A 24,642-nucleotide genomic window follows, 5' to 3' on the forward strand; every position below is an offset into this window, starting at 1 on the left:
GGTCGTCGCCCCCTCGTCCATCGTGGTGGAGAATCTGCTGGACGCCGTGGTCCGTGCCGGAGTGCTGCCGGAACTGGTGGCCAAGCAGGACGCGGTGGCCGTCGCCTCCGAATGGACGGTCGTTCCCCCCCGCCCGCTGGCCACGCTTCCTGGAGAACGCTATCCGGGGCTGTGTGCTCGGCGGTGCCGCCGGAGATTTCGCCGACCCGGGACAGGTGCCCCACGGCGCTCTCGATCTGCTGGTGATCGCGGACGCGGGCGTATTCGCCCTGGCGGATACCGTCGGTGTGGCGGTGAGCGCCCGCAATCTCCTCGTCCTCGGCAATCCGGACACCGGGTCCGGCGCCCGACCCCGGCCGGCCGGACCGCATCCGGAACCGGCGGACCTGCCCGTCCTCGAATGGCTCACCGGAGGGCACGATGTCCTGCCCGCGTACCGGGGTTATTTCCTGGACCGCACCCGCCGGTCGCATCCGAGGGTGAGCGAACCGATCTCCCGCCTCTACTACGCCGGCAGGCTTCGGGCCGAGACCACCGCGACGGTGCCCCGCGGACCCGATGCGACCGAGCCCGGTATCAGCACGGTACTGGTAACCCATCACGGCAACTCCACCGTCTCGGACGCCGAGGCGCGCGAGGTGGTGCGGCAGGTGCGGGTGCTGCTCGGCCGCTCCTGGATATCGGGCTCGTCGAGCGAAAGGCTGCGGGCGCACGATATTTTCGTGGTGACGCCCTATCGGGCACAGGCCAATCGGATTCGCACGCTGCTGGCCAACGCCAGGATCGAGGACGTTCTGGTCGGCACGCCCGACCTGTTCCGGGGTCGGGAAGCTGCCGTGGTGCTGTTGTCGGTGACGACCTCCGCCCCCGACGACGCCCCGTGTGGGATGACACCCCTGGTCTCGCGCACGCTGGTTCACGATGCCCTGTGCCGGGCCAGATGGAAGGCGATCGTCATCCGCTCGCCATTGCTGACCGAATACCTGCCGGACACACCGGAAGGCCTTTCCGAACTCGCGCGTTTCATACAGCTGACCTGAGTTCGTATTCGACCCGGACGAGCGCTACCACGTATTTCACCGGACACCGATCCCGGTGATTTCTCCGGGAATTTCATGCCGTATTACAGCGGCCCCGAAATATACGTCGATTTCGCACGCTACAGCGAAAATCACCGCGCGACAAATACCAAACCGGTCGTCCGCTCAAAGGCATGCCGTGCCGCTCCCTCCGGCCCGGCCGGTATCGGCACGGTCAGCCGAAACACTGCCCTTCACCCCGGTACGTCGGCACCGCGGTCCGAGCGCCGTTGCCGTCCACCAGATACAACCGGTCGAACCGTTCGCACAGCTCACCCGCCTTCGCATGCCGGAACCACACTCGATCGCCGATGGCCGGCCCAGCCGCCCCCGACAACGGTGTCTGTACCTCGCCCGCACCCTCGGTACCGAGCAGACCCAATCCCACCGGCCACACCGGTCTGGGAACCCGCGCGGTCCCGGGCGGACCGGACGCGATATAGCCGCCGGCGAAGACCGTCGTCACCCCGGAGGCCGGTTTGCGCAATACCGGCAGGGCGAAATAGAGCGCGGGCCGCGCGGTGAAGGACCGGTACTCGTCGAACAGGGTCGGCACGGACAGCCCCGAACCCGCGGTCACCTCGGTGACCCCGTCAGCGGCGGCGGACAGCTCCACCGAACCGGTGCCACCGCTGTTCACGATCTCCAACGGCCCGACGGCGGACACCACCGCGTCCAGGACCGCAGTGCGCCGCCGGCCGATCTCGGCGGCGGAGACCTTCTTCATCAGGCGCACCGCCATCGAGCTGTCCGGAAGTCCGGCGATCTGCGCCTCGTAGGTCATCACACCCACCACATCGAAACCGCGTTCCCGCGCCTGCGTCGCCAGCCGCACCGCTTGCTCGGGGGTACGGACGGGTGAGCGGCGCACTCCCAGATGCAGCGGACCGATCCGCAGGGAGGCGTCCACATCCAGACAGATGCGCGGACGCAACCGGTCGGAGCCGACGGCGGCGCGAATCAGGTCGAGTTGGGCGATATCGTCGACCATCAGCGTGATGGCGTCGGACAGTCGCCGGTCGCCGGCGAGTTCGGTCAACGCCGTCCGGTCGACGGTCGGGTAGCCGAGCAGCACATCGCGCGCACCGTGGCGAACCAGCCAGATGGCCTCGGCCAGGGAATAGGACATGATGCCGGCGAACCCGCCGGCGGCGGTCAGCTCACTACCGAGGACCAGTTCCAATACCGCGCGGCAACGCACGGATTTACTCGCCACTCGGATGGGCCGGCCCGAGGCGCGGCGCACCAGGTCGGCGGCATTGGCGTTAACGGCATCCAGATCGAGCACCGCGAGTGGCGGGTCCAGCTCGGCGGTGGCCGTGTGCAGGGCGGCAAACGGTGAAGTCTCGCTCACCCGCCCACTCAACCATTCAACTGGTCAAACGTCCAGGGTCGCGGACGCGGGTATTACCTCCGGCCGGAGTGGGGACGGAAGTGCTCCTAGGCGCACACCGCCCGGGCGGACAGATTGGATACCAGATCGTCGAAGGCCACCAGGACCGCCTCGTCGTCACAATCGGCCAGCCAACGCAGTACCACCCCCTGTACCACCGAGATGGCGCACGCCGCGATGGACTCCACCGGTTCCAACCACTGGCAGCCGGAGAGTTCGGCGCAGAGTTGGAGGCCGGCCGCCACCTCGTTCTCATGCCTGCGCACCCGCGCGGCGACCACGGGTTCGGGTGAATACTCGGATCGGTCGTCCCAGTGTTGACGCAACTGCTGCACGGTCCGCTCGTAGGCGAGCACCTGCTGGGCCGGCGCGGCCTTGATCGTCGGCCAGTACGCACTCAGCCCGGCGTGCAGTAATGTACGCAGCGCGCGCACCCCGGTGATATCCAGGGAGGCCGCCACTGTGCGGACGGCTTCCGTCACCTCGACCGCTATGCGGGCGCTCTGACGGTCTTTCAACATTTCTCCACGTGCGCTCAACGACAGCTCCCTCGCAGATGGCTCGCGCACTCCGGGCCGTATTCGCGGCTCCGAGGCGACTGACTGGACCAGCGGCAGAAGTCGGGATTGTTCGGTCGATCCAGTCCAACCTTCTCCGATATTAGAATATTTCCAGAGTTTAGGAACGTTTTAGATAACGATTCTGTACTCGAAGATTGTTTTTCACCCCGAAGGAAACCCTGTTCCTGCGACCGCCCCGCACCACGATGCGATCCCGGCCCGTAGTGTGCCGGTCATCGGGACATTCTTCTCGCCCCTTCCCGTCGACAGGCCATCGACTACTGTACTTCCGCCAGGACTCACCCCCGCTACGTGTGCTCCATCACACAGCCGGGCCCGCGGGGGCCACCGATAGCCTGTTCCGGTGACCAGCTCCACATCCGCCGACCATCTCCGCATCCGCGGCACCTTCAACTACCGCGATCTCGGCGGTCTCCGCACCATCGACGGGGCGCAACTCCGGCCGGGTGTGCTGTTGCGCTCGGCCCAGCTCAGCCGAGTGGACGAGAACGGGCACGCCACGCTGCGCGAACTCGGCGTCCGTGCCGTCCACGACCTGCGCGGCCATCGGGAGATCGAGCGCGCCGGACACGATCACCTACCACCGGAGATCCGCCTCGTCGTCACCCCGTTCTACGACAGTACGGTCGGAGCGCCACCCCATGAGCGGGCCGGGGAGACCGCCGAACTCTCCGCTCTCACCTACATGTTCGACGTGTACCGGAACTTCCCGGCGCGACCCCAGGCCCACGCGGCCATTGTGGCGATCGCGAAGTCCATTGTCGCCGAGGAGGGCGCCGTCCTGGTGCACTGCGCCGCGGGCAAGGACCGCACCGGCTGGGCCATCGCCACCCTGCTGCGGGCGGTGGGAGTCACCGAGGAGGACATCCTGGCCGACTACCTGCTCAGCAACCGCGCGGTAGCGGAGCTGCGCGCCGCCATGCGGGAGGAACTCGGCCCCGAGCGGGAACTGGCCGACAACATCTTGGGAGTGCGGGAGGAATACCTGCGGGCGGCCAACGACGCGGTGCGGGATCTGCACGGCGAGTTCGAGACCTATATGTCGGCCGTAGGACTGACGCGGGACCTGCGCACCCGCCTGCGGGCCCGCCTGGTCGACTGAACCGGCCCCGCGAATGTCGGTGGCCCGTCGCTACGCGCTGCGGCGTACCAGACCGTCGGCGCCGATGGTGACCTGATCCCCGGTGTGGAACCACGTCCCGGTGAACCGGGCGGCGGTGCTCTGCGGATCGTTCCAATACCGGCGGGTCACATTCGGCCCCCGGCACAGCAGCTCGCCGTGCCCGTCCTTCGCCCGCGGCCCGCACAGCGCGAGCTCGGTACCGCCGAACGGGAGGCCGAGCACCAGGCCACCCTCGTCGTCGGCCGGACCCGCCGTGGGGCCGATGGCCAGCCCGATTCCGCTCGTCTCCGTCGCGCCCCACAGCGACCACTGCCGGGCGGAGGGGAACACCCGATAGAGCTTCTCGGCCATCCCGATGGCCGGCGACCGAGACGATTCCCGGGTATCCGCGGCGGGCCGACCGGCCGTGCTGATTCGAACCACCCTGTCGGTGGGCAGACCCTCGGCGCGTTCGCCGGCCAGGGTGGGCAGTATCCCGTCGAGAATCCGCGCGTTCGCCGAGATCATATCGATACGCTCGGTGACCAGGGCTTCACGCAGGGCTTCCAGCGGCCGACCGGTATCGGGTGCCAGCACCACCGTGCCGCCCACCGCGAAGGTCGGCAGCAGCTGATCGACGCAACCGCCGGCGTGCGCGAGCGGCAGTAGCACCAGATTGCGCAGACCCTCCGACGACAGGTCGAGGGCCGCGACCATGGAGCGAATCGCCGACAGCAGATTCTCATTGGTGAGCTCGACGCCCCTCGGTGTCGATGCGGCCGTCCCGGCCGACCCCGCACCGCTGGTGTAGCAGAGCAGGGCCAGATCGTTCAGGGTCGCACCGTCGTCGATGAAGGGGGCCCCGTCGGGCAGTTCGGCCTCCACCTGCGCCCCCGGGCGGGTGGCACCGCAGCCGCGGCCACGCGATCCGAGCACATAGTCGGCATCACTGTCGGCGATCACCCGCTCGACCAGGGGCTCGGGCAGGCCGTGGTGGACCGCCACCGGCACCGCCCCGCTGAGCAGCGCACCGAGAAACGCCTGTACCCAGCGCGCACCGGGGGGCATGTGCACGGCGACCCGGTCACCGTAGCCGATGCCGTGGTCCTGCAGTCCTCCCGCCACCCGCGACGCCGAATGCCACAGCTCCCGATAGGTGAGCCGGGGACCGCCGAGCTCGACCACGGCCTCCCGCTCGGCGAAGGCATGCACCTGAACATCGAGCAGTTCGGTGAGTGCGGGGCCGAGATTGCCGTAGCGCAGCACCCCGTCCGCCCCCCGGGACAGCGGTGTATCGGATCGGGCTCCCGATCCGGGATATTCGACCAACAGACGCGCCGAGTCGTTCGCGTCGCTCGAGAGGAGAAGTGGCCCGAATGTTGCCGTAGTGCCGTCTTGCATCGGACCTCCGCGCGCTCGAAAAGTCGGGCACTGCGACTATATGATGCAGATCACAGGAAAGGGGGCGAGTCGGCGAAAGTCGCCGTGTCGTGATCCCGCGGTGGGTGCGGCGGTCTCCTCGCTACCGCCGCACCCACCGATGCGCCCGATCCGCGCTCCGCTCAACGACCGGTATATGTCGCCTTCCCCGGCCCCACTGTCAGGAAGCTGCGCACGGCACTACGCAGATCCTCGGTGTCGAACAGCTCGGCCGACACCTGCGGAGTCACCGAATCCGCGTGCGCCACACCACCGGAACGCCAGGCCGCGACGATCTGTTTGGTGGCCGCGTGCGCCCGGGTGGGGCCTTCGGCGAGCCGGCGGGCCAGGGCCACGGCCGCGGCGTCGACGTCCTCGTGCACGGCGTTCACCACACCCCAGTCGGCCATGGTCGCCGCGTCGTACAGACCACCGGTCATGACCAGCTCCCGAGCCCGGCCCGAACCCGCCCGCTCGGCCAACCGCTGCGGACCGCCCATCGACGGGGTCAACCCCACCACGATCTCCACCAGCCCGAATTTCGCCGCCGGCGCCGCCACGATCACATCGCAGGCCAGGGCGATCTCGAAGGCCGCGGTGAGAGTGAGCCCGTGCGCGGCGAACACCACCGGACACGGCAGCGCCTCCAAGGGATGGCAGATCCGGGCGAACAGATCCCGCCACAGCTCGGCGCCCTGTTCGGTGGTGAGCCCGTCGAAGGTGTGCACATCCACCCCGCCGGAAACGACCTTGCCCTCGGCCCGCAGCAACACAGCGCGCGGCGGGTTCGCCGTCAACTCCGCGATATCGGCGACCAGGGCATCGAACATGGCCCGGTCGAACAGGTTCAGCGGCGGATGGGCCAGGGTCAGCGTGGCCATTTCGGCTCCGCCCTCGGTAGCGGTCCGCTCCAGCCGAGTGGGTTTCGTTTCACTCATACCGGTCAGCCTATGGCCCGTATACCGCCGAATGACCGCTCGGTCTGCGAGACTGTCCGTGTGAGCGAGTCGGGAGCGGAGCAGGGCACATATGTCGAGAAAACCGAGTTCAAACGCGACACCCACTACATAACCACCCGCATCACGGCCGACGGCCGCGACGGATATCCCGTGGAACCGGGACGCTACCGACTGATCGCCGCGCGGGCCTGTCCGTGGGCCAACCGCACCCTGATCGTGCGCCGGCTGCTGGGACTGGAACAGGCGGTCTCCCTGGGACTGTGCGGCCCCACCCACGACAAACTGAGCTGGACCTTCGATCTGGACCCCGGCGGGGTCGACCCGGTGCTCGGTATCCCGCGGCTGCGCGACGCGTATCTGGCCCGGTTCCCGGACTATCCGCGCGGCATCACCGTACCGGCCGTCGTGGACGTCCCGACCGGCCAGGTGGTCACCAACGACTACGCGCAGATAACCCTGGACTTCTCCACCGAATGGTCCGCCCACCACCGCGACGGGGCGCCGGACCTGTACCCCGAACCGCTGCGCGCGGAGATCGACGAGGTGAACGCCCGGGTTTTCCGGGAGGTGAACAACGGGGTCTACCGCTGCGGTTTCGCCGGCGCCCAGTATGCCTACGAGGAGGCCTACGACCGGCTGTTCACCGCACTGGACTGGTTGTCGGACCGGTTGGCCGGCCAACGCTACCTGGTCGGCGACACCATCACCGAGGCCGATGTCCGGTTGTTCACCACGCTGGCCCGCTTCGATCCCGTGTACCACGGCCATTTCAAATGCAACCGGAACAAACTGACCGAGATGCCGGTGCTGTGGTCCTACGCCCGCGACCTGTTCCAGACCCCCGGTTTCGGCGACACCACCGACTTCGCGCAGATCAAGACCCATTACTACGTGGTGCACGCCGATATCAATCCCACCCGGGTGGTGCCCAAGGGCCCGGACCTGTCGAACTGGCTCACCCCGCACGGCCGCGAGGAACTCGGCGGCCGCCCGTTCGGTGACGGCACTCCGCCGGGGCCTGTGCCCGAGGCCGAACGGGTGCCCGCGGAGGCCACCCCGCTGCACTGACGGACCCCGCCGTCCATGGAGACGCAGTCCACATGGCCGGTGCGACCTGGCGGCGCGCCTGATAATCGGCGCCCGCCCCGGGTATTCGGGAACCGGGCCGTCCGGTTGTGACGTTGTCGTCATGACGTACCGACCGGCTCGGTGCCCTACAGTCTCCAGCAGAGGGCAAAGAGGAGGATGACGCCGTGTTTCAAGGGGCGTTCGAGAAAACCGTCATCGAACTGCTCGACAGCGGTTCTCGTCTACAGGCGCCCGCGGTGGCCGAATACGTCGCGCGTCTGCGCCGCGCCCACCCCGGCGAAACCCCCGCACAGATCATCTCCCGGCTGGAGAAACAGTATCTACTCGCGGTGACCGGCAGTGGCGGCGCGGTCGGCGCGGTCGCGGCCCTGCCCGGTGTGGGCACCATCGCCGCACTCGGCGCGGTCGGTGCGGAGACCACCCTCTTCCTGGAGGTATCGGCGCTGTTCACCCTCGCGGTGGCGGCCGTGCACGGGGTCCGGCCCGACGACTCCGAACAGCGGCGCGCGCTGGTGCTGGCCGTGGTGTTGGGCGATGCCGGTATGCAGATCGTGCAGAAGAGCATCGGAAGCTCGGCCAAGAACTGGGGCACCGCCTTCGCCAATCGGATTCCCGGGATCGCCGGAATGAACGATTCGCTGCTCAAGCGGTTCGCCGTGCGCTTCCTCACCAAACGGATGGCGTTGATGGCGGGCAAGGTGGTTCCCGCCGGGATCGGCGCCGTGATCGGCGGTGTGGGTAACCGGACCCTCGGCAAGGCCACCGTCAACAACGCGCGCAAGGCGTTCGGGCCCGCGCCGGCCGCCTGGCCGGACGCTGTCCGGATCGTGGACGCCGCGCCGCTGACCGCCCTGGACAAGGCGGCACCGGAACCCCCGGCCGCCCCGCAGCACCCGGTCGATCCGCAGTGAGTACGACGCGTCCCCCGGCGATCACGGCCCGGGGACTGACCAAACGCTACGACGGTTTCCTCACCGCGGTGCAGGACGTGAGCTTCGCCGTCCCCGCCGGAACCGCCACCGTCCTGGTCGGGCCGCCCGCCTCGGGCAAGACGACCATCCTGCGCATCCTGCTCGGTCTGGTGGAGCCCACCGCGGGGTCCGTCACCGTCGCGGGATCGAACCCGGTGCGTACCGGCCACAGCGCGGTCGCCGGTCCCGGAGCCGCCACCGTGGGCGCGGTGCTCTCGCCCCGCGGGCTGTACCCCGACCGGACCGTCCGAGACCATCTGCGCGTGTACGCGGCCGCCGCGGGCCTGCCTGACGCCCGGGTGCGCGCGGTGCTGGAACTGACCGGACTGGCCGAACGGGCCCGCACCAAGGCGGGCGAACTGACCCCGGGCGAGGGAACCCGGGCCGCCTTGGCCACGGCGCTGCTCACCGATCCGCCGCTGTTGATACTCGACGAGCCCACCGCCGAACTGGACGCCGGCGAACTGGCCTGGCTGCAGGAGTTCCTGCGCGCGCATATCCGCCGCGGCGGTACGGTTCTGTCCACCGCGCAGCGTCTGGCCCCGGTACTGCCGGCGACCGACCGACTGGTGGTGCTCAGTGAGGGCACGGTGGTGTACCAGGGCAGCCCGGCCCGGTTGCGGCGCGGTAATCCCGACCGGCTGGTCGTCGCGTCGTCCTCGCCGATCGCCCTGGCGACCATGCTCGCCTCCCGTGGGCTGACCGACGCCGTCATCCGCCCCGACGGCCGGCTGGCGGTGGCGGGGGCGACCGAAACGGAGATCGTGGCCGCCGCGCATGCCGCCGCCGTCCGGCTGGACGGTATCGTCGCCGATCCGATCCATCCGGATCGGGTGTTGGCGTCCCTCACCAAACCGACCGCGCACCCCGCTCCCCCTCCGGCACCCGGTTACCGGATGCCGCAACCGTCCACTCCGATGCCGCACGGGGTTCCTCGATGATCGACGTCGTACCGGCGGATCTGCTTCCGCCGCTTCATGCCGAGTACCGCAAGGCGATCACGCTGCGGTATGCCCGGTCGATGGCCGCGCTGGTCCCGGTCGTCGCGCTTCTGGCCGTGTCGACCACCGCCCTCCTGGCCGGACCACGCGACCCCCGGGGCGAACCGGCGACCGGCGCCGCCACGGTGGGTCTGTACCTGGCGCTGGCGGCCGTGATCCTGGCGGCGGGCGCGTTCGCCGCCGCGGGCGCCGGGGGCGAACACCGCTACGACACGCTCGCCGTGACGGCGTTGTTCACCCCCGACCGCGATCGGCTGGCCGGGGCGAAGATGCTGGTCACCGCAGGCGTGGCACTGGCCGCCGCGCTCGTCGCGGAGGTCGTGGCACTGGCCTGTCTGCTGGTGTTCGGCCGCGACAAATTCGAGTTCGGCGCCGGTCTGTTCGGGGTGCTGGGCGGCGGTTTGCTGGCCGCGGTCTGCTGGGCGGTGATCGGGACCGGTCTCGGCCTGTGGCTGCGTTCACCGCTCACCGCGGTGGGCGTGGTGCTGGGCTGGCTGCTGTTCGCCGAACCGCTCATCTGGGCGGTCACCAGCGGAATCGGTCTACCGGGCCTGTCGACGCTGCTGCCCGTGTCGTCGACGGTGAGTACAGTGGCCGTCGGTTCGTTCACCGACAGCGATATCCTCGCCCCCACCCCGGCTGCGATGGTGGTTCTGCTCCTGTGGGCCATCGGCATCGGCGGTTTGGGTTGGTGGTCGGTGCGCACCGACGAGCTCTGAGCCCCGGCCGACGGGAACAACGGCTCGTCGGTAGGCGTCGTTATCGTGGATGGCACGAAACGACAGGGGAATGATCATGGGGGTGGCCGGAGACGGCGGCCCGTCCGAGGCGGGCTGGCTACGCCGGATCTGGTCGGAATGCCTGCGCCACCGCGGCACGGTGGCGGGTATCGCGGTAACGCTGGTGGCGGGCGCGGCCGCCGAGATCGTGGCGCCGCTGCTCACCAAACAGGCGATCGACGCGGCCGGTGTCGGCGATACCGCTGTCATCGGGGTCGTCGCCGGCCTGCTGATGCTGCTGGCCGCGGGTCGCTTCGTCGCGTCGTTCGGGCGGCGGCTGCTGGCCGGCCGGCTCTCCCTGGACGTCCAGCACACCCTGCGGGTAGCACTGCTGGGCTCGTTGCAGCGCCTGGACGGCGCCGGACAGGACGCACTGCGCACCGGGCAGGTGGTCTCCCGGTCCATCACCGACCTGCAACTGGTGCAGAGTCTGCTGGCCATGGCTCCGCTGTCGGGTATGGCACTGCTGCAGTTCCTGCTCGCCGCCGGGGTGATGCTGTGGCTGTCGCCCCTGCTGGCCGGGGTGGCGCTGCTGATGGTGCCCGCGGTCGCGGTGGTGGTGTACCGGCTGCGACCCCGCCTGCACGCCGCCACCTGGTCGGCCCAGCAGCGTGCCGCCGAACTCGCCCAGCACGTCGAGGAAACCGTGACCGGGGTGCGGGTGGTCAAGGGCTTCGGGCAGGAAGCCCGCATGGTCGATCGGCTGGAACGGCACGGGCGTGCCCTGTTCGCGGAACGGATGCGGGCCGCCTCGATCAATTCCCGGTTCGCGCCCACCCTGGCGGCGATCCCGCAGGCGGGCCTGGTCGCGGTGATCGCCCTCGGCGGGATGCTGGCCCTGCGCGGCGATATCGGGCTCGGCACGTTCCTCGCCTTCACGGCCTATGTCACCACCATGACCACCACCGCCCGCGTCATGGCCTCGGTGGTGATCCTGGCCCAGCTCACCCGGGCCGCGGCCGAACGTGTGTACCAGGTGATCGACGCCGCGCCCACGATCGCCGACCCGCCCCGGCCGGTCCCGCTGCCGGACGGACCGCTCGGAATCGATATCGAAGGACTGACTTTCGGCTTCGACCCCGGTCAATCGGTGCTGTGCGATCTGGATCTGACGGTGCGCCCCGGCGAGACAGTGGCGATCATCGGTCCGTCCGGTTCCGGTAAGACCACGCTGTCGCTGCTGCTGCCGCGCTTCTACCGCCCCGATTCCGGCCGTATCCGGCTGTTCGGGAGCGGAGACGGGGATATGCCCGGGCCGGCGACCGCGGCCGGCCGCCGGCGCGTGGCCGTCGATATCGCCGATGTCCGCGCCGAACAGCTCCGCGAGGCCATCGGGGTCGTCCTCGACGACCCGTTCCTCTTCAGCGACACCATCGCCGCGAATATCGCCCTCGGCCGCCCGGACGCCACCGACGCCGAGATCCGGCACGCGGCGAAACTGGCCGCGGCCGATGAGTTCATCGAACGGCTCTCCAACGGCTACGACACCGTGGTCGGCGAACGCGGGCTCACCCTGTCCGGTGGGCAGCGCCAGCGCATCGCCCTGGCCCGGGCGTTGCTGGCCCGTCCCCGCATCCTGGTGCTGGACGACGCGACCTCGGCCGTGGACGCGGTGACCGAGGCGGCCATTTTCGGCGCGCTGCCCGACGCCGGCACGCGCACCACCCTGATCCTGGCCCACCGCGAATCCACCCTCGCCCACGCCGACCGGGTCATCCGCCTGCCCGCCCCCGTCACAACACCCGCGGTCGGCGCCATACCCGACCCGGACCGGCTCCCGCCGCGGACACCCGCCCACGGCCGGGCCGACCGCGTATCCGCCGATCTGAGCGAGACCCCGGAACTTCGCCGTGTCATCGAGAAACTGCCACCGGCCACCGAGGAGCCCGGCCTCGACGACCGGCGCCTGCGCGCACCCGATCCGGGATTCCGGCTGACCCGGCTGCTGTGGCCGGTCCGCCGGCTGGTGCTGACCGTCATGGTGCTGCTCGCGCTCGACGCGCTCATCGGCATCGGCTTCCCGCCGATCGTGCGGTACGCCATCGATACCGGCGTCACCGGCGGCGATCCGAGCGCGCTGCCCCGGGCGGCGTTCCTGGGCGTACTACTGGTCGCGGTGGGCTGGGCGGTGGCCGCGGCCCTCACCACGCTCACCGCCCGTACCGGCGAACGCGTCCTCTACGGCCTGCGCATACGCAGTTACGCCCATCTGCAGCGGCTCGGGCTGGACTACTACGAACGGGAGATGTCCGGTCGGATCATGACCCGGATGACGACCGACGTGGATGCCTTGAGCACCTTCCTGCAGACCGGGGTGTCGACCTCGCTGGTGAGCGCGCTGTCCCTGCTCGGGATCGCGGCCGCGCTGCTGGTGATCGATACCGGACTGGCATTGGTGGTGCTGCTGGGAGTGTTGCCGCCGCTGATCGGGGCCACGGTGATCTTCCGCCGGGTGTCCTCGGTCGCCTACAGCGTCTCCCGCGAACACGTATCCACCGTCAACGCCGATTTCCAGGAGAACATCGCCGGGCTGCGGGCGGTGCAGGCATACCGGCACGAACGGCCCGCGGCGCAGCGCTTCGCCGAATACTCGCTGCGCTACCGGCGCAGCCGGATGCGGGCACAGCGCGCCATCGCGCTGTACTTCGCCTTCGTGGTGGCGTGGTCGGACCTGGCGCTGGCCCTGGTGGTCTTCATCGGAGCCCACGCGGTGGCCGACGGCGGTACCAGCGCGGGCACCCTGGTCGCGTTCGTGTTGTATCTGGAACTGCTGTTCGGTCCGATCCAGCAGCTGTCCCAGGTGTTCGACGGCTACCAGCAGGCCCGGGTGGGGCTGCGCCGTATCGGCGCCCTGCTGCGCACCCCGTCCTCGATTGCCGCCGACCGGACCGACGCGGTATCGATCTCCGACCGGCTGCGCGGCGAGGTCGCGGTACGGGCCCTGCGGTTCCGCTACCCGGGAAGCGAACGGCCCGCCCTCGACGGTGTCGATCTGGATATTCCGCCGGGGACGACACTGGCCCTGGTCGGTGCCACCGGCGCGGGCAAATCGACGATCGTGAAGCTCCTGGCCCGGCTCTACGACCCCGCGCCCACCGACACCGGCCGGATCTACGTGGACGGGGTCGATATCCGGGACTACCGGCTGTCGGACTACCGTCGCCGGCTCGGCATCGTCCCGCAGGAAGCTCACCTGTTCACCGGCGATATCACCGGCAACATCGCATTCGGGAAACCATCCGCGAGCGAGGTCGAGATCGCCGAGGCCGCTCGAGCGGTGGGCGCGGCCGAGATGATCGCCTCCCTGCCGCTGGGAATGCGTCAACCGGTGGGAGAACGCGGCCGCGGCCTGTCGGCCGGACAGCGGCAGTTGATCGCCCTGGCCCGGGCCCATCTGGTGGACCCCGATCTCTTGCTACTGGACGAGGCCACGGCCACCCTCGACCCGGATACCGAGGAGAAGGTGCTGGTCGCCACCGGTTCGCTGGCCCGTGACCGCACCACCGTCGTGGTCGCGCACCGGTTGGCCACCGCCGCCCGCGCGGATCGGATCGCCGTGGTCGCCCACGGCCGGATCGTCGAGACCGGCACCCATGCCGAGCTGCTCGCCACGGGCGGTGAGTATGCCCGGCTGTGGGCAGCGGCGGGTAACGACGAGGGCATATTCTCGATAGAGGACGAGGCACCAACAATGAGGTCGGGGCTGTCGGGTGGTGGGGTTGCGTGACCATCGGGCGCGTGGGCCTATCCTCTGAACGGGTGCATCGGCGTACGTCCGCCGATCCCCGGGCCGGGCACGTCACAAACGTCGCAGCGCGAAGAACGAAATGAGGCGAACACCTGCTGTGAGCAGCTCAACTTCCCAGTTCGGACAGAACCAGTGGCTGGTCGACGAGATGTACCAGAAGTTCCAGCAAGACCCATCGTCGGTCGATGAAAGCTGGCACGAGTTCCTCGCCGATTACAACCCCGAAACAGCCGGTGACGCGGGAGCCGACCGAGCCGCCTCCGCGCCGGAGACCCGGCCCGCACCGCCGAAGCCCGCGACCGCCGCCCCGGCCCCCGCGCCGTCCACCAACAGCGCACCCGCCACCACCGCCGCGGTGAAACCGGCCGGAGCCGGAGCTGTCGCCGCGACCACCGCCGCACCCGCGGCCAAGAGCACCGCTCCGCAGCAGGTGCGCAAGCCGCAGACCACCCCGGCCCGGAATTCCAACGCCGCCCCCACTTCCGGTGGACCCAAACCGACCGCGGTGGAGGACCAATCCAAGGTCTTACGCGGGGCCGCCGCGGCCGTCGCCAAGAACATGTCGGCATCGCTATCCATCCCGACCGCGACCAGCGTCCGCGCCGTGCCGGCCAAGCTGATGATCGACAACCGTCTGGTCATCAACAACCATCTGGCCCGCACCCGCGGCGGCAAGATCTCCTTCACCCACCTGCTCGGTTACGCCATCGTGCAGGCGGTCAAGTCCTTCCCGAACATGAACCGGCACTTCGCCGAGGTCGACGGCAAACCGAACGCGGTTACCCCCGCGCACACCAACTTGGGCCTGGCCATCGATCTGCCGGGCAAGGACGGCAGCCGGTCGCTGGTCGTCGCCGCCATCAAGGGCGCCGAGGAGATGAGCTTCGGTCAGTTCCACAGCGCCTACGAGGACATCGTCCGCCGGGCCCGCGAGGGCAAGCTGACCACCGAGGATTTCTCCGGTGTCACCATCTCGCTGACCAACCCGGGCACCATCGGCACCGTGCACTCGGTGCCGCGGCTGATGCCCGGCCAGGGCGCGATCATCGGCGCGGGCGCCATGGAGTACCCGGCCGAGTTCCAGGGGATGAGCGATGAGCGCCTCGCCGAGATCGGCGTGGGCAAGCTGATGACCCTCACCTCCACCTACGACCACCGCATCATCCAGGGTGCGGAGTCGGGCGATTTCCTGCGCACCATCCACAACCTGCTGATCGCCGACGAGTTCTACGACGAGATCTTCCACGGTCTGGGCGTGCCGTATGAGCCGGTGCGCTGGCGCAAGGACGTCCGGGAACGCGGTGTCGACAAGAGCACCCGTGTGCTGGAGATGATCGCCGCCTACCGCAACCGCGGCCATCTGATGGCCGACACCGATCCGCTGCGCCTGGTCAAGGACAAGTTCCGCAGCCACCCCGACCTGGACATCACCCAGCACGGCCTGACCCTGTGGGACCTGGACCGCCAGTTCAATGTCGGTGGCTTCCACGGCCAGGAGCAGATGAAGCTGCGCGATGTGCTGTCGGTGCTGCGTGACGCCTACTGTCGGCATGTCGGCGTCGAATACACCCACATCCTGGATCCCGAGCAGCTGAAGTGGATCCAGGACCGGGCCGAGCAGAAGCACGTCAAACCAACCGTCGCCCAGCAGAAGTACATTCTGAACCGGCTCAACGCGGCCGAGGCGTTCGAAACCTTCCTGCAGACCAAGTACGTCGGCCAGAAGCGGTTCTCGCTGGAGGGCGCCGAAGCGGTGATCCCGATGATGGACGCCGTGATCGACCAGTGCGCCGAGCACACCCTCGACGAGGTCATCATCGGTATGCCGCACCGTGGCCGGCTCAATGTGCTGGCCAATATCGTCGGCAAGCCGTACTCGAAGATCTTCACCGAGTTCGAGGGCAATATGAACCCGGCCGCCACACACGGTTCGGGCGACGTGAAGTACCACCTCGGTGCCGAGGGCAACTACCTGCAGATGTTCGGCGACAACGAAATCAAGGTCTCGCTCACCGCCAACCCCTCGCATCTGGAGGCGGTCGATCCGGTGCTGGAGGGTTTGGTCCGCGCCAAGCAGGATCTGCTGGACAAGGGCGACGGCGACGAGGGCTTCTCGGTCGTACCGCTGATGCTGCACGGTGACGCCGCGTTCGCCGGGCAGGGTGTGGTCGCCGAGACCCTGAACATGTCGGGTCTGCGCGGCTACCGCGTGGGCGGCACCATCCACATCGTGGTGAACAACCAGATCGGTTTCACCACCGCGCCGGAGAACAGCCGCTCCACCGAATACTGCACCGATATCGCCAAGTTCATCGGCGCCCCGATCTTCCACGTCAACGGCGACGATCCGGAGGCGTGCGACTGGGTGGCCCGGCTCGCGGTCGACTTCCGGCAGAAGTTCCGCAAGGACGTGGTGATCGACCTGATCTGTTACCGCCGCCGCGGCCACAACGAGGGCGACGACCCGTCGATGACCCAGCCGTACATGTACGACGTCATCGACACCAAGCGCAGCGTCCGCAAGAGCTACACCGAGAGCCTGATCGGCCGCGGTGATATCTCGCTGAAAGAGGCCGAGGACGCCCTGCGCGATTACCAGGGCCAGTTGGAGCGGGTGTTCAACGAGGTCCGTGAACTGGAGAAGTACCCGCCGGGGCCGAGCGCGTCCGTGGAGAAGGACCAGACGGTGCCCGGTACGGTGCTCACCGCGGTGGACAAGTCGGTGCTGCAGCGCATCGGCGACGCCTTCGTCAACGTGCCCGACGGCTTCAATGTGCACCCGCGGGTCAGGCCGGTGTTGGAGAAGCGCCGCGAAATGGCCTACGAGGGCAAGATCGACTGGGCCTTCGCCGAGCTGCTGGCCTTCGGCACGCTCATCGATGAGGGCCGGGCGGTGCGCCTGACCGGTCAGGATTCCCGGCGCGGTACCTTCACCCAGCGGCACGCGGTGCTCATCGACCGCAAGACCGCCGAGGAGTACACGCCGCTGCACAATATCGGCAGCGCCGATCCCGGCTGGTTCGCCGTCCACGACTCGGCGCTGAGCGAATTCGCGGCCGTCGGTTTCGAGTACGGCTACTCGCTGGGCAACCCGGACGCGCTGGTGTTGTGGGAGGCGCAGTTCGGCGACTTCGTCAACGGCGCGCAGTCGATCATCGACGAGTTCATCTCCTCCGGTGAGGCCAAGTGGGGTCAGCTGTCGGAGGTCGTGCTGCTGCTGCCGCACGGCCACGAGGGTCAGGGCCCGGACCACACCTCCGGCCGGATCGAGCGCTTCCTCCAGCTGTGTGCGGAAGGTTCCATGACGGTCGCGGTGCCGTCCACGCCGGCCAACTACTTCCACCTGCTGCGCCGGCACGTGCTCGACGGTATCCGTCGGCCGCTGATCGTCTTCACCCCGAAGTCGATGCTGCGCAACAAGGCGGTGGTCAGTGACCTGAAGGACTTCACCGAGAGCAAGTTCCGTTCGGTGTTCGACGAGCCCACCTATGAGCAGGGCGTCGGCGACCGCGAGAAGGTGAAGCGGATCCTGTTGACCAGCGGCAAGCTCTACTACGAGTTGGCCGCGACCAAGGCCAAGCAGAAGCGCGAGGATATCGCGATCGTGCGGATCGAGCAGCTGTACCCGATCCCGCAGTACCGCCTGAACGAGTCGCTGGCGGGCTACCCGAACGCCACCGATATCGCGTGGGTCCAGGAAGAACCGGCCAACCAGGGTGCCTGGCCGTTCTTCGGTCTGCACCTGCCCGAGATCCTCCCCGATCGCCTGGGCAGACTGCGTCGTATCTCGCGTCGCGCCATGTCGGCCCCGTCTTCGGGTTCGAGCAAGGTGCACGCGGTGGAACAGGCCGAGATCATCGAAGAGGCCTTCGAGCCGACCAACTGATCGGCACCGCGAGAAGGGCCGAGCCACCGTATGGGGGCTCGGCCCTTCGCCGTGCCGGCGAAGTCCTGACAGTGACCGCGCGCCGCGAGCCGCCGGGCCTACTGCGAGCCGGACATCAGGCCGGCCCGCACCGAAATGTTCGATTTCGGTCAGCCTGTGTACTCGAACGGGTTGAGCGTCGCTACGCCGCAGCGCTCGATGTCCCGGACATTTCGCGTCACCAGCGTCCAGCCGCGCACGGATGCGGTCGCCGCCAGTAGGCCATCGAGTATCGGCAGCGCATCGGGAATATTGAGACGACCCCACTCTTCGGCCACCTCGTCGTCGAGTGATTGGATGCGATCCCGGTATGTGACGCGCAGCCTTCCCAGCCATTTCTCCAGAAGCTCCGCCTGGACACCGTCCCGCCGCCGAAGCCGCTCGATACCGAGCCGGATTTCACCGAGGGTGACAACGCCGAGGTAGAGCTGGTTCGACTGGACTCCTTCGTACCAAGTGAGCACATTCTTGTCCGCGTTCCGTGTACGCAGTTCGGATACCACATTGGTATCGAGAAGGAACGCCATCAGACTTCCCAGTCGATCTCGCGCGGCAGTGCCTTGTCACGGGTGATGTCGACGTCGTCCGGTTCCGGTCCGGTACGAAGAAAGTCCTTGAAGTCGAGAACCTCGCCATTGAGCCGACGGTATTCAGCGATGTCCACCGCCACGGCGATCTCCTCACCGTGGCGGGTGACCACCTGCGGTCCTTCGGTAGTAGCGCTTCCGAGCAACTTACTGAAGCGCTGTTTCGCTTCCTGAACCTGCCAGCTCATTTTCCATCCACCTATCCGTCTAGACAGTCTGGGCAGTATCACAATCGGCAAGTCGGCGCCCGGCCGGCGCCGCAAATCGGTTTCTTCCGGCACCGGCGAGTGCCTACAGTCCTCTGGTGATCGCTCAGCCCATGACACCGGACCTGCCGACCATCCGCCCTTACCGACACGACGACGAGGAAGTGGTGGTCGACCTGTGGGGGCGGGCATCGAGGATCGCCCACCCCTTCATCCCCGGCGAGGGCACCGGCGAACGCGAACGCAAGATCCGCGAGGTGTACCTCGTCCAGGCCGACAATTGGGTCGCCGAAACCCGCGCGCACGGCGTGGTGGGCCTGCTCGGCATGCTGGGCTCGGAAATCGGCGGATTGTTCGTCGACCCGGAGGTTCAAGGCATCGGCATCGGCCGAGCGCTGGTCGACCACGCGCTGAACCTGCACGGCACCGTCACCCTGGAGGTATACGAACGCAATTCGGCGGCCCGCGGTTTCTACGCGCACCTCGGTTTCGAGGAAATCGGCCGGCGCCTCGAGGAGGAAACCGCCGCCGCGCTGATCACCTTGCGCCTGTCCGCGACAGGTAGGCATCGGTGAGCCGTACCCTACGGCGGCGTTATCTTTCGAAGTAGAGGCTTTCGCACGGCAGGCGGCGCAATCCCGCTACACCGTCCGCGGATATGGATACCTCATCCGAACCGTATTCTCGGCGCCACTCCCGGACGAAGTTCAGGCGGCGGTGCGGCAGGCCCGGTAGTCCATGCGCACACCGCGCAAGACGATGCTCACCCGGATGTCTCGCTCGGTCGGCAGCGGGGAGACCCGATAGGCTGCCGGCACCGCCAGAGATCGCGCTCCCGGAGAACCCCGACACGACCACGCCCTCCACCTCGGTTGTCCACACCGTTTCGCTCGCCGATTCCCTATCGGTCCTGCCGGAGTCGGTCGAGGATACGCAGGCACATCGGTGGGGCTAGGCCTTCGTCGCGCAACGGGCCTGCCTACTCCGAGGAGCATCCCGGAGTAGGGGAGCCATACGGGTGAAATCCGGCGCCGAGAAATCACCGCACATGGCAGCGCGCTGTGTGCGATAGCTCCAAACGCATAGCGTTCACCATGATTGAGGAGTACGGACGGGTAATAGGCCATATAGTCGCGCTGGGCGTTCCGCCCGATCCGAGCGAGCAGAAAGTATCTCGTGACCGACAGCTCCATTACCGACGCGATCATAGACACCGACTACGATCCGACCAGATCCCCGCACCGGGAAGACCCGTTCCGTTATTACGCCTGGTCCCAACGCCATGAGCCAGTGGTATGGAACGAGGCCATCGGGGCTTGGCTACTCACACGCTACAGCGATATCGAACGCGTGGTGAACGATACCGACACCTTCTCCAACGCCGCCGCGGCTCCGCCCCTGGACAAGGTGCTCCCCCCGGACGTGCTGGGCATCATCGCGCAGGCCGGTCCGCCCGGACAGCACATGCTGCAGACCGATCCGCCCGAACACCAGGCCATGCGACGGATCGGCCACGCTGTGATGGACGGCCCGCGCATCCAACAACAGGTTCCCTACCTTCGAGAACTCGCCAACTCCCTGGTCGATGGCTTCGTCGAAGACGGCTCGGTGGAACTGGTCGCCCGGTTCACACTGCCGTATGTCAAGCGCGTGCTCAGTCGGTTGGTGGGCATCCCTGAACCCGATATGGACCAGGTGGAAACCTGGAACGATGCCTTCCTGGGCCTGATGAGCCCCTTGACCCCCCACGACCGGCAGATCACGCTGGCCCATCAATACGTCGAATACGAGCGGTACCTCGAACAGCTCATCGCCGACCGCCGTGCCGACCCACGCGAGGACATCGTGTCCGATCTGGTGCGTGTCTACGCCGACGAGGACATCCCCGAACAGCGGGCGCTGCCGGATATGAAGATGTTCATCCGAGGTCTGTACGCGGGGGGCATCCACACCACGACGGACGGCATCGACAGCACCGTCTATCTGATGCTGACCACTGACGGCGGCCGCCATTGGCATGAGGCGAGCAGCGATCCCGGTGTCATACCGGCGATGTGGGAGGAAACACTGCGCACGGAGGCACCCCATCGAGGACTCACCAGGGTGGCGACCCGTGATGTGCGGATCGGCGATATCACCGTGCGTGCGGGTGAACAGGTGCTGTTGCTGTTCGGCGCCGCCAACCGGGACGCCGAGGTCTTCGACGAACCCGGTCGGTTCCGCCCCGGTCGCGACAACATCCGTCGGCACATGGCATTCGGCCAAGGAATCCACCGCTGTCTGGGCCGCACCCTGGCTCACCGCGAGGCCATCGAGGCACTGACGGTCCTCACCGGCCGGCTGCCCCAGGCCGCCCTCGCCTCCGAATACCGGGTGGACTACTCCCCCGCGTTCTACTTCCGAGGTTTGCAGACACTCCGGCTGTCCTGGTGAACGAGGTCGGTTCCGATGTGGTGGGCGGTTCCGGCCATACGCCGCTACCCATCGAGGTAGAGGTTCTCGCACGGCAGGCGGCGTAGTCCTCAGGGATCGGCGAGTGCGGCGGAGGCGAAAGCCGTGACCGCCCCCTCTGCGGTGGATAGCACTCGGCCCAACTGTCCCCGATAAGGTCGGCGGCTCGCATGGTGCCACCTTCGGGTCGTGCGTCGGCGCGCAACCGCGCCGACCGGCGGGCGACCTCGGCGTCGCCGACGGGGTCGTTCAAGGCCGCCCGTAGAGTCCCGGGCGGCGTCCCGGGTGTCGATGCGGCGGGCCATACCCAGTTCGACGAGCCGGTCGGCGTTGATGAACCGTTCGGTGGCCTGGGGCACGGCGATCACCGGCACACCGGCCAACAGTCCTTCGCCGCAACCACCCATTCCGGCGTGGGTGACGAAGGCGTCCGCCTGTTCCAGGATCGCCCGCGGGATCAAGCGCCAGAGCCCGCGCAGGAAGACCGGAGAAGGCGTCCACGTCGGGGGTGGACGCTCCGCAGTCGGCAAGCCACCGGGCGAACTTCGCCCGGTACGCGGCGGCGCCCGGCGGGGTGAGGGGATATGGCGGATCACTCGTTTCAGGTCTACGGCGAAGGGGCACAGGGCTCTTCGCGGCGGGAACTGCCCGTGCGCATCACACGGTGGGCGGGGCGGCGGCTTCGAGGTCGGCGATGCTGCCCGACATGATCGTCCGCACGTGCTCGGTGATGTGCTCCAGCGGCCAGTTCCACCAGGCCACCGCCAGCAGTCGGGCGATGTCCCGGTCGTTGTAGCGGGCGCGGATGAGGCGGGCCGGGTTACCGCCGACGATGCCGTAGTCGGGTACGTTGCCGGTGACCATGGCTCCGGTGCCGATGATCGCGCCGTGACCGATCCGTACGCCGGGCAGCACCGTCGCACCGTGGCCGAACCAGACGTCGTTGCCGACAATGGTGTCGCCTCGGTTGGGCAGACCGGTGAGTAGATCGAAGTGCTCCGACCATGAGCCGCCCATGGTGGGGAACGGGAAGGTCGAGGGGCCGTCCATGCGGTGGTTGGCGCCGTTCATGATGAAGCGCACTCCCGTGCCCAGCGCGCAGAACTTCCCGATGATCAGCTTTTCCGGTCCGTAGTGGTACAGCACGTTGCGGGTTTCGAACGCGGTCGCATCGTCCGGGTCGTCGTAGTAGGTGAACTCCCCGACCTCGATGAGCGGCGAAGTGATCAGGGGTTTCAGCAGCACCACCCGCGGCTGGTCGGGCATGGGGTGGAGCATGGTGGGGTCCGCGGGAACGAGTGCGGGACGATCGGGCATGGAGGGGCTCCTTCGGTAAATGGGTGATAGGGATTCGACCAGAACTGGCACCCCGGCGATACCGGCTCCCTGCGCGGTGATCTGGCGGCGCTCAACCGGGAGATCCAGTATTCTTTGACCGAGGAGCCGTCGATCGCGCCCCGGTACGATGCACCTGCGGCTCGGCCACGACTCGGCGGCCGACAACCGAACTGTCGGACAACCACCGCCGAATCGGCACGATGCGCCACGGCGCAGGCAGGTCGTGGTCAGGACGAGATGGCGACCACGGACCGATGGGTGCGCGGGTCGTCGATGGCGTCGAGGAGATAGTCGGCGAGATCGGTTCGTGAGGTACGCGGACCGACCTTCGCGCTCGCGGCCGGTGAGAGATACGTGGTCTGCCGCCGGCGGGCGCATCGGTCAGCCCGGTGGGGCGGACGGCTGTCCAACGCAGTTCACTCCGCGTGAGCAGGCGTTCCATGTGGGCCATATCGGAGTAGGTGTGTCGCATGGCTCCGCGCAGAACGGCGGCGAGGAGCCTGGTACTCGGTCTCGCATCCGCCGGAACGCCCAGCCCCGCCGAGGAGACCACCAGAAGTCGTCCGGCCGGGTGCATGGCGGCGATGATCTCGGCGGTGGCGTCGGAGTAGACGGTGGTGGGGCCGCGCCCGGTCGCGCCGAGCGCCGAGATCACCACGTCGTGGTCGTCGAGCAGTCCGGTCAATCCTCCCGGCGCGCACGGATCGACTGTGACCACGGTCGCTCCGCGCACGGGAGCCGCGGCCGTGGTCGGGCGGACGATCGCGGTGACGTGATGTCCTCGGGCCAGGGCCCGGTCGACCACCACCCGCCCGGTGCGGCCGGTGGCGCCGAGGACCGCGATGGCGGCCATCAGTGTGTGGCGGGCCGAGTGGCGGGCCGGGACATGAAGGTCACGGCCTCCATGAGCGGCTTGCGCCGGGTCTTCTGCACGGCCGCGATACGCCACTGTCCGTCGGTGTCGCGGACGACGGTGTAGGTGGCCAGTTTGCCCAGCTTTCCGGGCCGTCGCTTCGAGGATTCACCGCGTGTCACAACGATGGCGGTGTCCGCTCCGTAGTAGCGGATCTCGAGGATCTCGACCGTCAGACGCGTGCCCTTCAGGAAGCTGTCGAACAAGGCCTGATGGGCTCGGCCGATCTCCGAACCGCCGTGGTAGACGGTGCCGACATAGGTGACGTCGGTGGCATCGTCGGTGAAGCAGGCGCCGTAGGCGGCGCCGTCGCCGCGATTCCACGCCTCTCGGCTGCGTTCGATGAGGGCGCGGACAGCGATGGTATCGGTGGTCATTTCGGTCTCCTTCAATCGGCCGACAGGGCCAGAGCGGCCCGACGGGGTAGCAGCCGCAATGCGGCGGTGAATGCCCGGTTGAGCGGGCCGGTGAATACGACGGGACCGCCCTCGTCGGATAGTGCTCTCCACGCGCGATCCACCACCTGCTCGGATGTCTGGACCAACCAGGACGGCACGTCGGTGGCGGCCTGCGAGGCCGTGGCGGTGACGCCCGGGCACAGGGCCGACACCCGAACGCCGCGCGCTCGCTGCTCGTACCACAGCGTTTCGGAGAATGCGGTGACGAAGGCCTTGGTGGCGCTGTAGACGGCGAGGCCGGGTTTCGGGGTGTGCCCGAGCGTCGAGGACACGTTCACCAGGGCACTGCCGGGTGTGGCCGTGCCGAGGAAGGCGTGGGCCAGGACGACCACCGCACGACAGTTCACATCCAGTGTGGTGAGCGACGGTTCGAGCGGGACGGCGGCGAAATCACCGTGCACGGCGGTCCCGGCATTGTTGATCAGCAGCGTGTAACCGCCGCCCCGGAGCCGTTCCGCTACCGCATGCAGCCCTTCTTCGGAGCCGAGGTCGGCGGTGAGGTGGTCATGTCCGTCACCGAGGTCGGCGATCAACGTCTCGAGCCCCTCGGTTCCACGTGCCACGGCGGTTACCGAATAGCCCTGCGCCGCAAGCGATACCGCGAAGGCGCGTCCGATTCCGGCACTGGCGCCGGTCACCATCG

Annotated in this window: 21 protein-coding genes; 10 read left to right on the plus strand and 11 right to left on the minus strand. The window is 68.2% G+C overall.

Annotated elements, in window-relative coordinates:
- Positions 1-173 precede the first annotated feature (173 nt).
- Complete coding sequence (locus ON20_RS36570; RefSeq protein ID WP_051162900.1) at positions 174-1,040, plus strand: DEAD/DEAH box helicase; 867 nt, start codon at positions 174-176, stop codon at positions 1,038-1,040.
- Positions 1,041-1,254: 214 nt separating this feature from the next.
- Here ON20_RS36570 and ON20_RS20120 read toward each other — a convergent pair whose 3' ends face one another.
- Complete coding sequence (locus ON20_RS20120; protein ID WP_051162902.1) at positions 1,255-2,433, minus strand: amino acid deaminase/aldolase; 1,179 nt, start codon at positions 2,431-2,433, stop codon at positions 1,255-1,257.
- A gap of 86 nt (positions 2,434-2,519) precedes the next feature.
- The gene (locus ON20_RS20125) at positions 2,520-3,011 is read right to left on the minus strand and encodes a hypothetical protein (protein ID WP_040837591.1); all 492 of its coding nucleotides are present in this window, start codon (positions 3,009-3,011) and stop codon (positions 2,520-2,522) included.
- Between the two features lie 385 nt (positions 3,012-3,396).
- On the opposite strand from ON20_RS20125, the gene ON20_RS20130 reads away from it, so the two are divergent.
- On the plus strand, positions 3,397-4,155 hold the full coding sequence (locus ON20_RS20130; RefSeq protein WP_040837593.1) for a tyrosine-protein phosphatase: 759 nt from the start codon (positions 3,397-3,399) through the stop codon (positions 4,153-4,155).
- 30 nt (positions 4,156-4,185) lie between these two features.
- Here the strand turns inward: ON20_RS20130 and ON20_RS20135 are convergent, their stop codons facing one another.
- Positions 4,186-5,556, minus strand: coding sequence for a class I adenylate-forming enzyme family protein (locus ON20_RS20135; protein WP_083865078.1), 1,371 nt, complete (start codon positions 5,554-5,556; stop codon positions 4,186-4,188).
- 161 nt (positions 5,557-5,717) lie between these two features.
- The gene (locus tag ON20_RS20140; protein WP_040837595.1) at positions 5,718-6,512 is read right to left on the minus strand and encodes an enoyl-CoA hydratase/isomerase family protein; all 795 of its coding nucleotides are present in this window, start codon (positions 6,510-6,512) and stop codon (positions 5,718-5,720) included.
- 12 nt (positions 6,513-6,524) lie between these two features.
- On the opposite strand from ON20_RS20140, the gene ON20_RS20145 reads away from it, so the two are divergent.
- From ON20_RS20145 to ON20_RS20170, 6 genes are all read left to right on the plus strand, one after another.
- Positions 6,525-7,601, plus strand: coding sequence for a glutathione S-transferase family protein (locus tag ON20_RS20145; RefSeq protein ID WP_051162906.1), 1,077 nt, complete (start codon positions 6,525-6,527; stop codon positions 7,599-7,601).
- Positions 7,602-7,786: 185 nt separating this feature from the next.
- Entirely contained in the window at positions 7,787-8,533 is a 747-nt protein-coding gene (locus ON20_RS20150; RefSeq protein WP_040837597.1) for a hypothetical protein, read from the plus strand.
- Positions 8,530-9,534, plus strand: coding sequence for an ABC transporter ATP-binding protein (locus ON20_RS20155; RefSeq protein WP_040837599.1), 1,005 nt, complete (start codon positions 8,530-8,532; stop codon positions 9,532-9,534). The genes ON20_RS20150 and ON20_RS20155 overlap by 4 nt, the downstream gene beginning before the upstream one ends.
- Positions 9,531-10,313, plus strand: a complete 783-nt coding sequence (locus ON20_RS20160; protein ID WP_040837601.1) for an ABC transporter permease — start codon at positions 9,531-9,533, stop codon at positions 10,311-10,313. Before ON20_RS20155 ends, ON20_RS20160 begins: the two co-directional genes overlap by 4 nt.
- 70 nt (positions 10,314-10,383) lie before the next feature.
- Entirely contained in the window at positions 10,384-14,100 is a 3,717-nt protein-coding gene (locus tag ON20_RS20165; protein ID WP_040837603.1) for an ABC transporter ATP-binding protein, read from the plus strand.
- Between the two features lie 169 nt (positions 14,101-14,269).
- Positions 14,270-18,007 carry a multifunctional oxoglutarate decarboxylase/oxoglutarate dehydrogenase thiamine pyrophosphate-binding subunit/dihydrolipoyllysine-residue succinyltransferase subunit gene (locus tag ON20_RS20170; RefSeq protein ID WP_051162954.1) on the plus strand — a complete coding sequence of 1,246 codons (3,738 nt, stop codon included), beginning with the start codon at positions 14,270-14,272 and terminating at the stop codon, positions 18,005-18,007.
- Positions 18,008-18,156: 149 nt separating this feature from the next.
- On the opposite strand, the gene ON20_RS20175 is transcribed toward ON20_RS20170, so the two are convergent.
- Both ON20_RS20175 and ON20_RS20180 read right to left on the minus strand, forming a co-directional pair.
- Positions 18,157-18,573: a type II toxin-antitoxin system VapC family toxin gene (locus ON20_RS20175; protein ID WP_040837607.1), complete on the minus strand. Its 417-nt coding sequence runs from the start codon at positions 18,571-18,573 to the stop codon at positions 18,157-18,159.
- A complete protein-coding gene (locus ON20_RS20180; RefSeq protein WP_040837609.1) occupies positions 18,573-18,821 on the minus strand; it encodes a type II toxin-antitoxin system Phd/YefM family antitoxin in 249 nt (82 codons plus the stop codon). Before ON20_RS20180 ends, ON20_RS20175 begins: the two co-directional genes overlap by 1 nt.
- Positions 18,822-18,937: 116 nt before the next feature.
- Here ON20_RS20180 and ON20_RS20185 point away from each other — a divergent pair, with 116 nt between their 5' ends.
- Together ON20_RS20185 and ON20_RS20190 are read left to right on the plus strand one after the other, a co-directional pair.
- Positions 18,938-19,414, plus strand: a complete 477-nt coding sequence (locus ON20_RS20185) for a GNAT family N-acetyltransferase (protein WP_245547333.1) — start codon at positions 18,938-18,940, stop codon at positions 19,412-19,414.
- A gap of 601 nt (positions 19,415-20,015) precedes the next feature.
- On the plus strand, positions 20,016-21,272 hold the full coding sequence (locus ON20_RS20190; RefSeq protein ID WP_040837613.1) for a cytochrome P450: 1,257 nt from the start codon (positions 20,016-20,018) through the stop codon (positions 21,270-21,272).
- A gap of 89 nt (positions 21,273-21,361) precedes the next feature.
- On the opposite strand, the gene ON20_RS36575 is transcribed toward ON20_RS20190, so the two are convergent.
- The 5 genes from ON20_RS36575 to ON20_RS20215 all read right to left on the minus strand — a co-directional run bounded on the left by ON20_RS36575 (position 21,362) and on the right by ON20_RS20215 (position 24,640).
- Positions 21,362-21,820: a nucleotide disphospho-sugar-binding domain-containing protein gene (locus ON20_RS36575; protein WP_245547334.1), complete on the minus strand. Its 459-nt coding sequence runs from the start codon at positions 21,818-21,820 to the stop codon at positions 21,362-21,364.
- Between the two features lie 127 nt (positions 21,821-21,947).
- Complete coding sequence (locus ON20_RS20200) at positions 21,948-22,607, minus strand: CatB-related O-acetyltransferase (protein WP_040837615.1); 660 nt, start codon at positions 22,605-22,607, stop codon at positions 21,948-21,950.
- Between the two features lie 91 nt (positions 22,608-22,698).
- The gene (locus ON20_RS20205; RefSeq protein ID WP_051162910.1) at positions 22,699-23,481 is read right to left on the minus strand and encodes an NAD(P)-dependent oxidoreductase; all 783 of its coding nucleotides are present in this window, start codon (positions 23,479-23,481) and stop codon (positions 22,699-22,701) included.
- Positions 23,481-23,918 (minus strand): SgcJ/EcaC family oxidoreductase, encoded by a 438-nt coding sequence (locus ON20_RS20210; protein ID WP_040837617.1) that lies wholly within the window; start codon positions 23,916-23,918, stop codon positions 23,481-23,483. Before ON20_RS20210 ends, ON20_RS20205 begins: the two co-directional genes overlap by 1 nt.
- An 11-nt stretch (positions 23,919-23,929) precedes the next feature.
- Positions 23,930-24,640, minus strand: coding sequence for an SDR family NAD(P)-dependent oxidoreductase (locus ON20_RS20215; RefSeq protein ID WP_051162911.1), 711 nt, complete (start codon positions 24,638-24,640; stop codon positions 23,930-23,932).
- Positions 24,641-24,642: the final 2 nt, after the last annotated feature.

The organism is Nocardia brevicatena NBRC 12119 (genome assembly GCF_000308495.1).
GTDB classification, from domain to species: domain Bacteria; phylum Actinomycetota; class Actinomycetes; order Mycobacteriales; family Mycobacteriaceae; genus Nocardia; species Nocardia brevicatena.

Excerpts from the sequence above, each read along its gene's own strand:
- ON20_RS20180 (WP_040837609.1), bottom strand. The coding sequence starts at position 18,821 with ATGAGCTGGCAGGTTCAGGAAGCGAAACAGCGCTTCAGTAAGTTGCTC.
- ON20_RS20140 (WP_040837595.1), bottom strand. The coding sequence starts at position 6,512 with ATGAGTGAAACGAAACCCACTCGGCTGGAGCGGACCGCTACCGAGGGC.
- ON20_RS20175 (WP_040837607.1), bottom strand. The coding sequence starts at position 18,573 with ATGGCGTTCCTTCTCGATACCAATGTGGTATCCGAACTGCGTACACGG.
- ON20_RS20160 (WP_040837601.1), top strand. The coding sequence starts at position 9,531 with ATGATCGACGTCGTACCGGCGGATCTGCTTCCGCCGCTTCATGCCGAG.
- ON20_RS20210 (WP_040837617.1), bottom strand. The coding sequence starts at position 23,918 with ATGACCACCGATACCATCGCTGTCCGCGCCCTCATCGAACGCAGCCGA.
- ON20_RS20200 (WP_040837615.1), bottom strand. The coding sequence starts at position 22,607 with ATGCCCGATCGTCCCGCACTCGTTCCCGCGGACCCCACCATGCTCCAC.
- ON20_RS20165 (WP_040837603.1), top strand. The coding sequence starts at position 10,384 with ATGATCATGGGGGTGGCCGGAGACGGCGGCCCGTCCGAGGCGGGCTGG.
- ON20_RS20205 (WP_051162910.1), bottom strand. The coding sequence starts at position 23,481 with ATGGCCGCCATCGCGGTCCTCGGCGCCACCGGCCGCACCGGGCGGGTG.
- ON20_RS20170 (WP_051162954.1), top strand. The coding sequence starts at position 14,270 with ATGTACCAGAAGTTCCAGCAAGACCCATCGTCGGTCGATGAAAGCTGG.
- ON20_RS20215 (WP_051162911.1), bottom strand. The coding sequence starts at position 24,640 with ATGGTGACCGGCGCCAGTGCCGGAATCGGACGCGCCTTCGCGGTATCG.
- ON20_RS20135 (WP_083865078.1), bottom strand. The coding sequence starts at position 5,556 with ATGCAAGACGGCACTACGGCAACATTCGGGCCACTTCTCCTCTCGAGC.
- ON20_RS20145 (WP_051162906.1), top strand. The coding sequence starts at position 6,525 with ATGGCCCGTATACCGCCGAATGACCGCTCGGTCTGCGAGACTGTCCGT.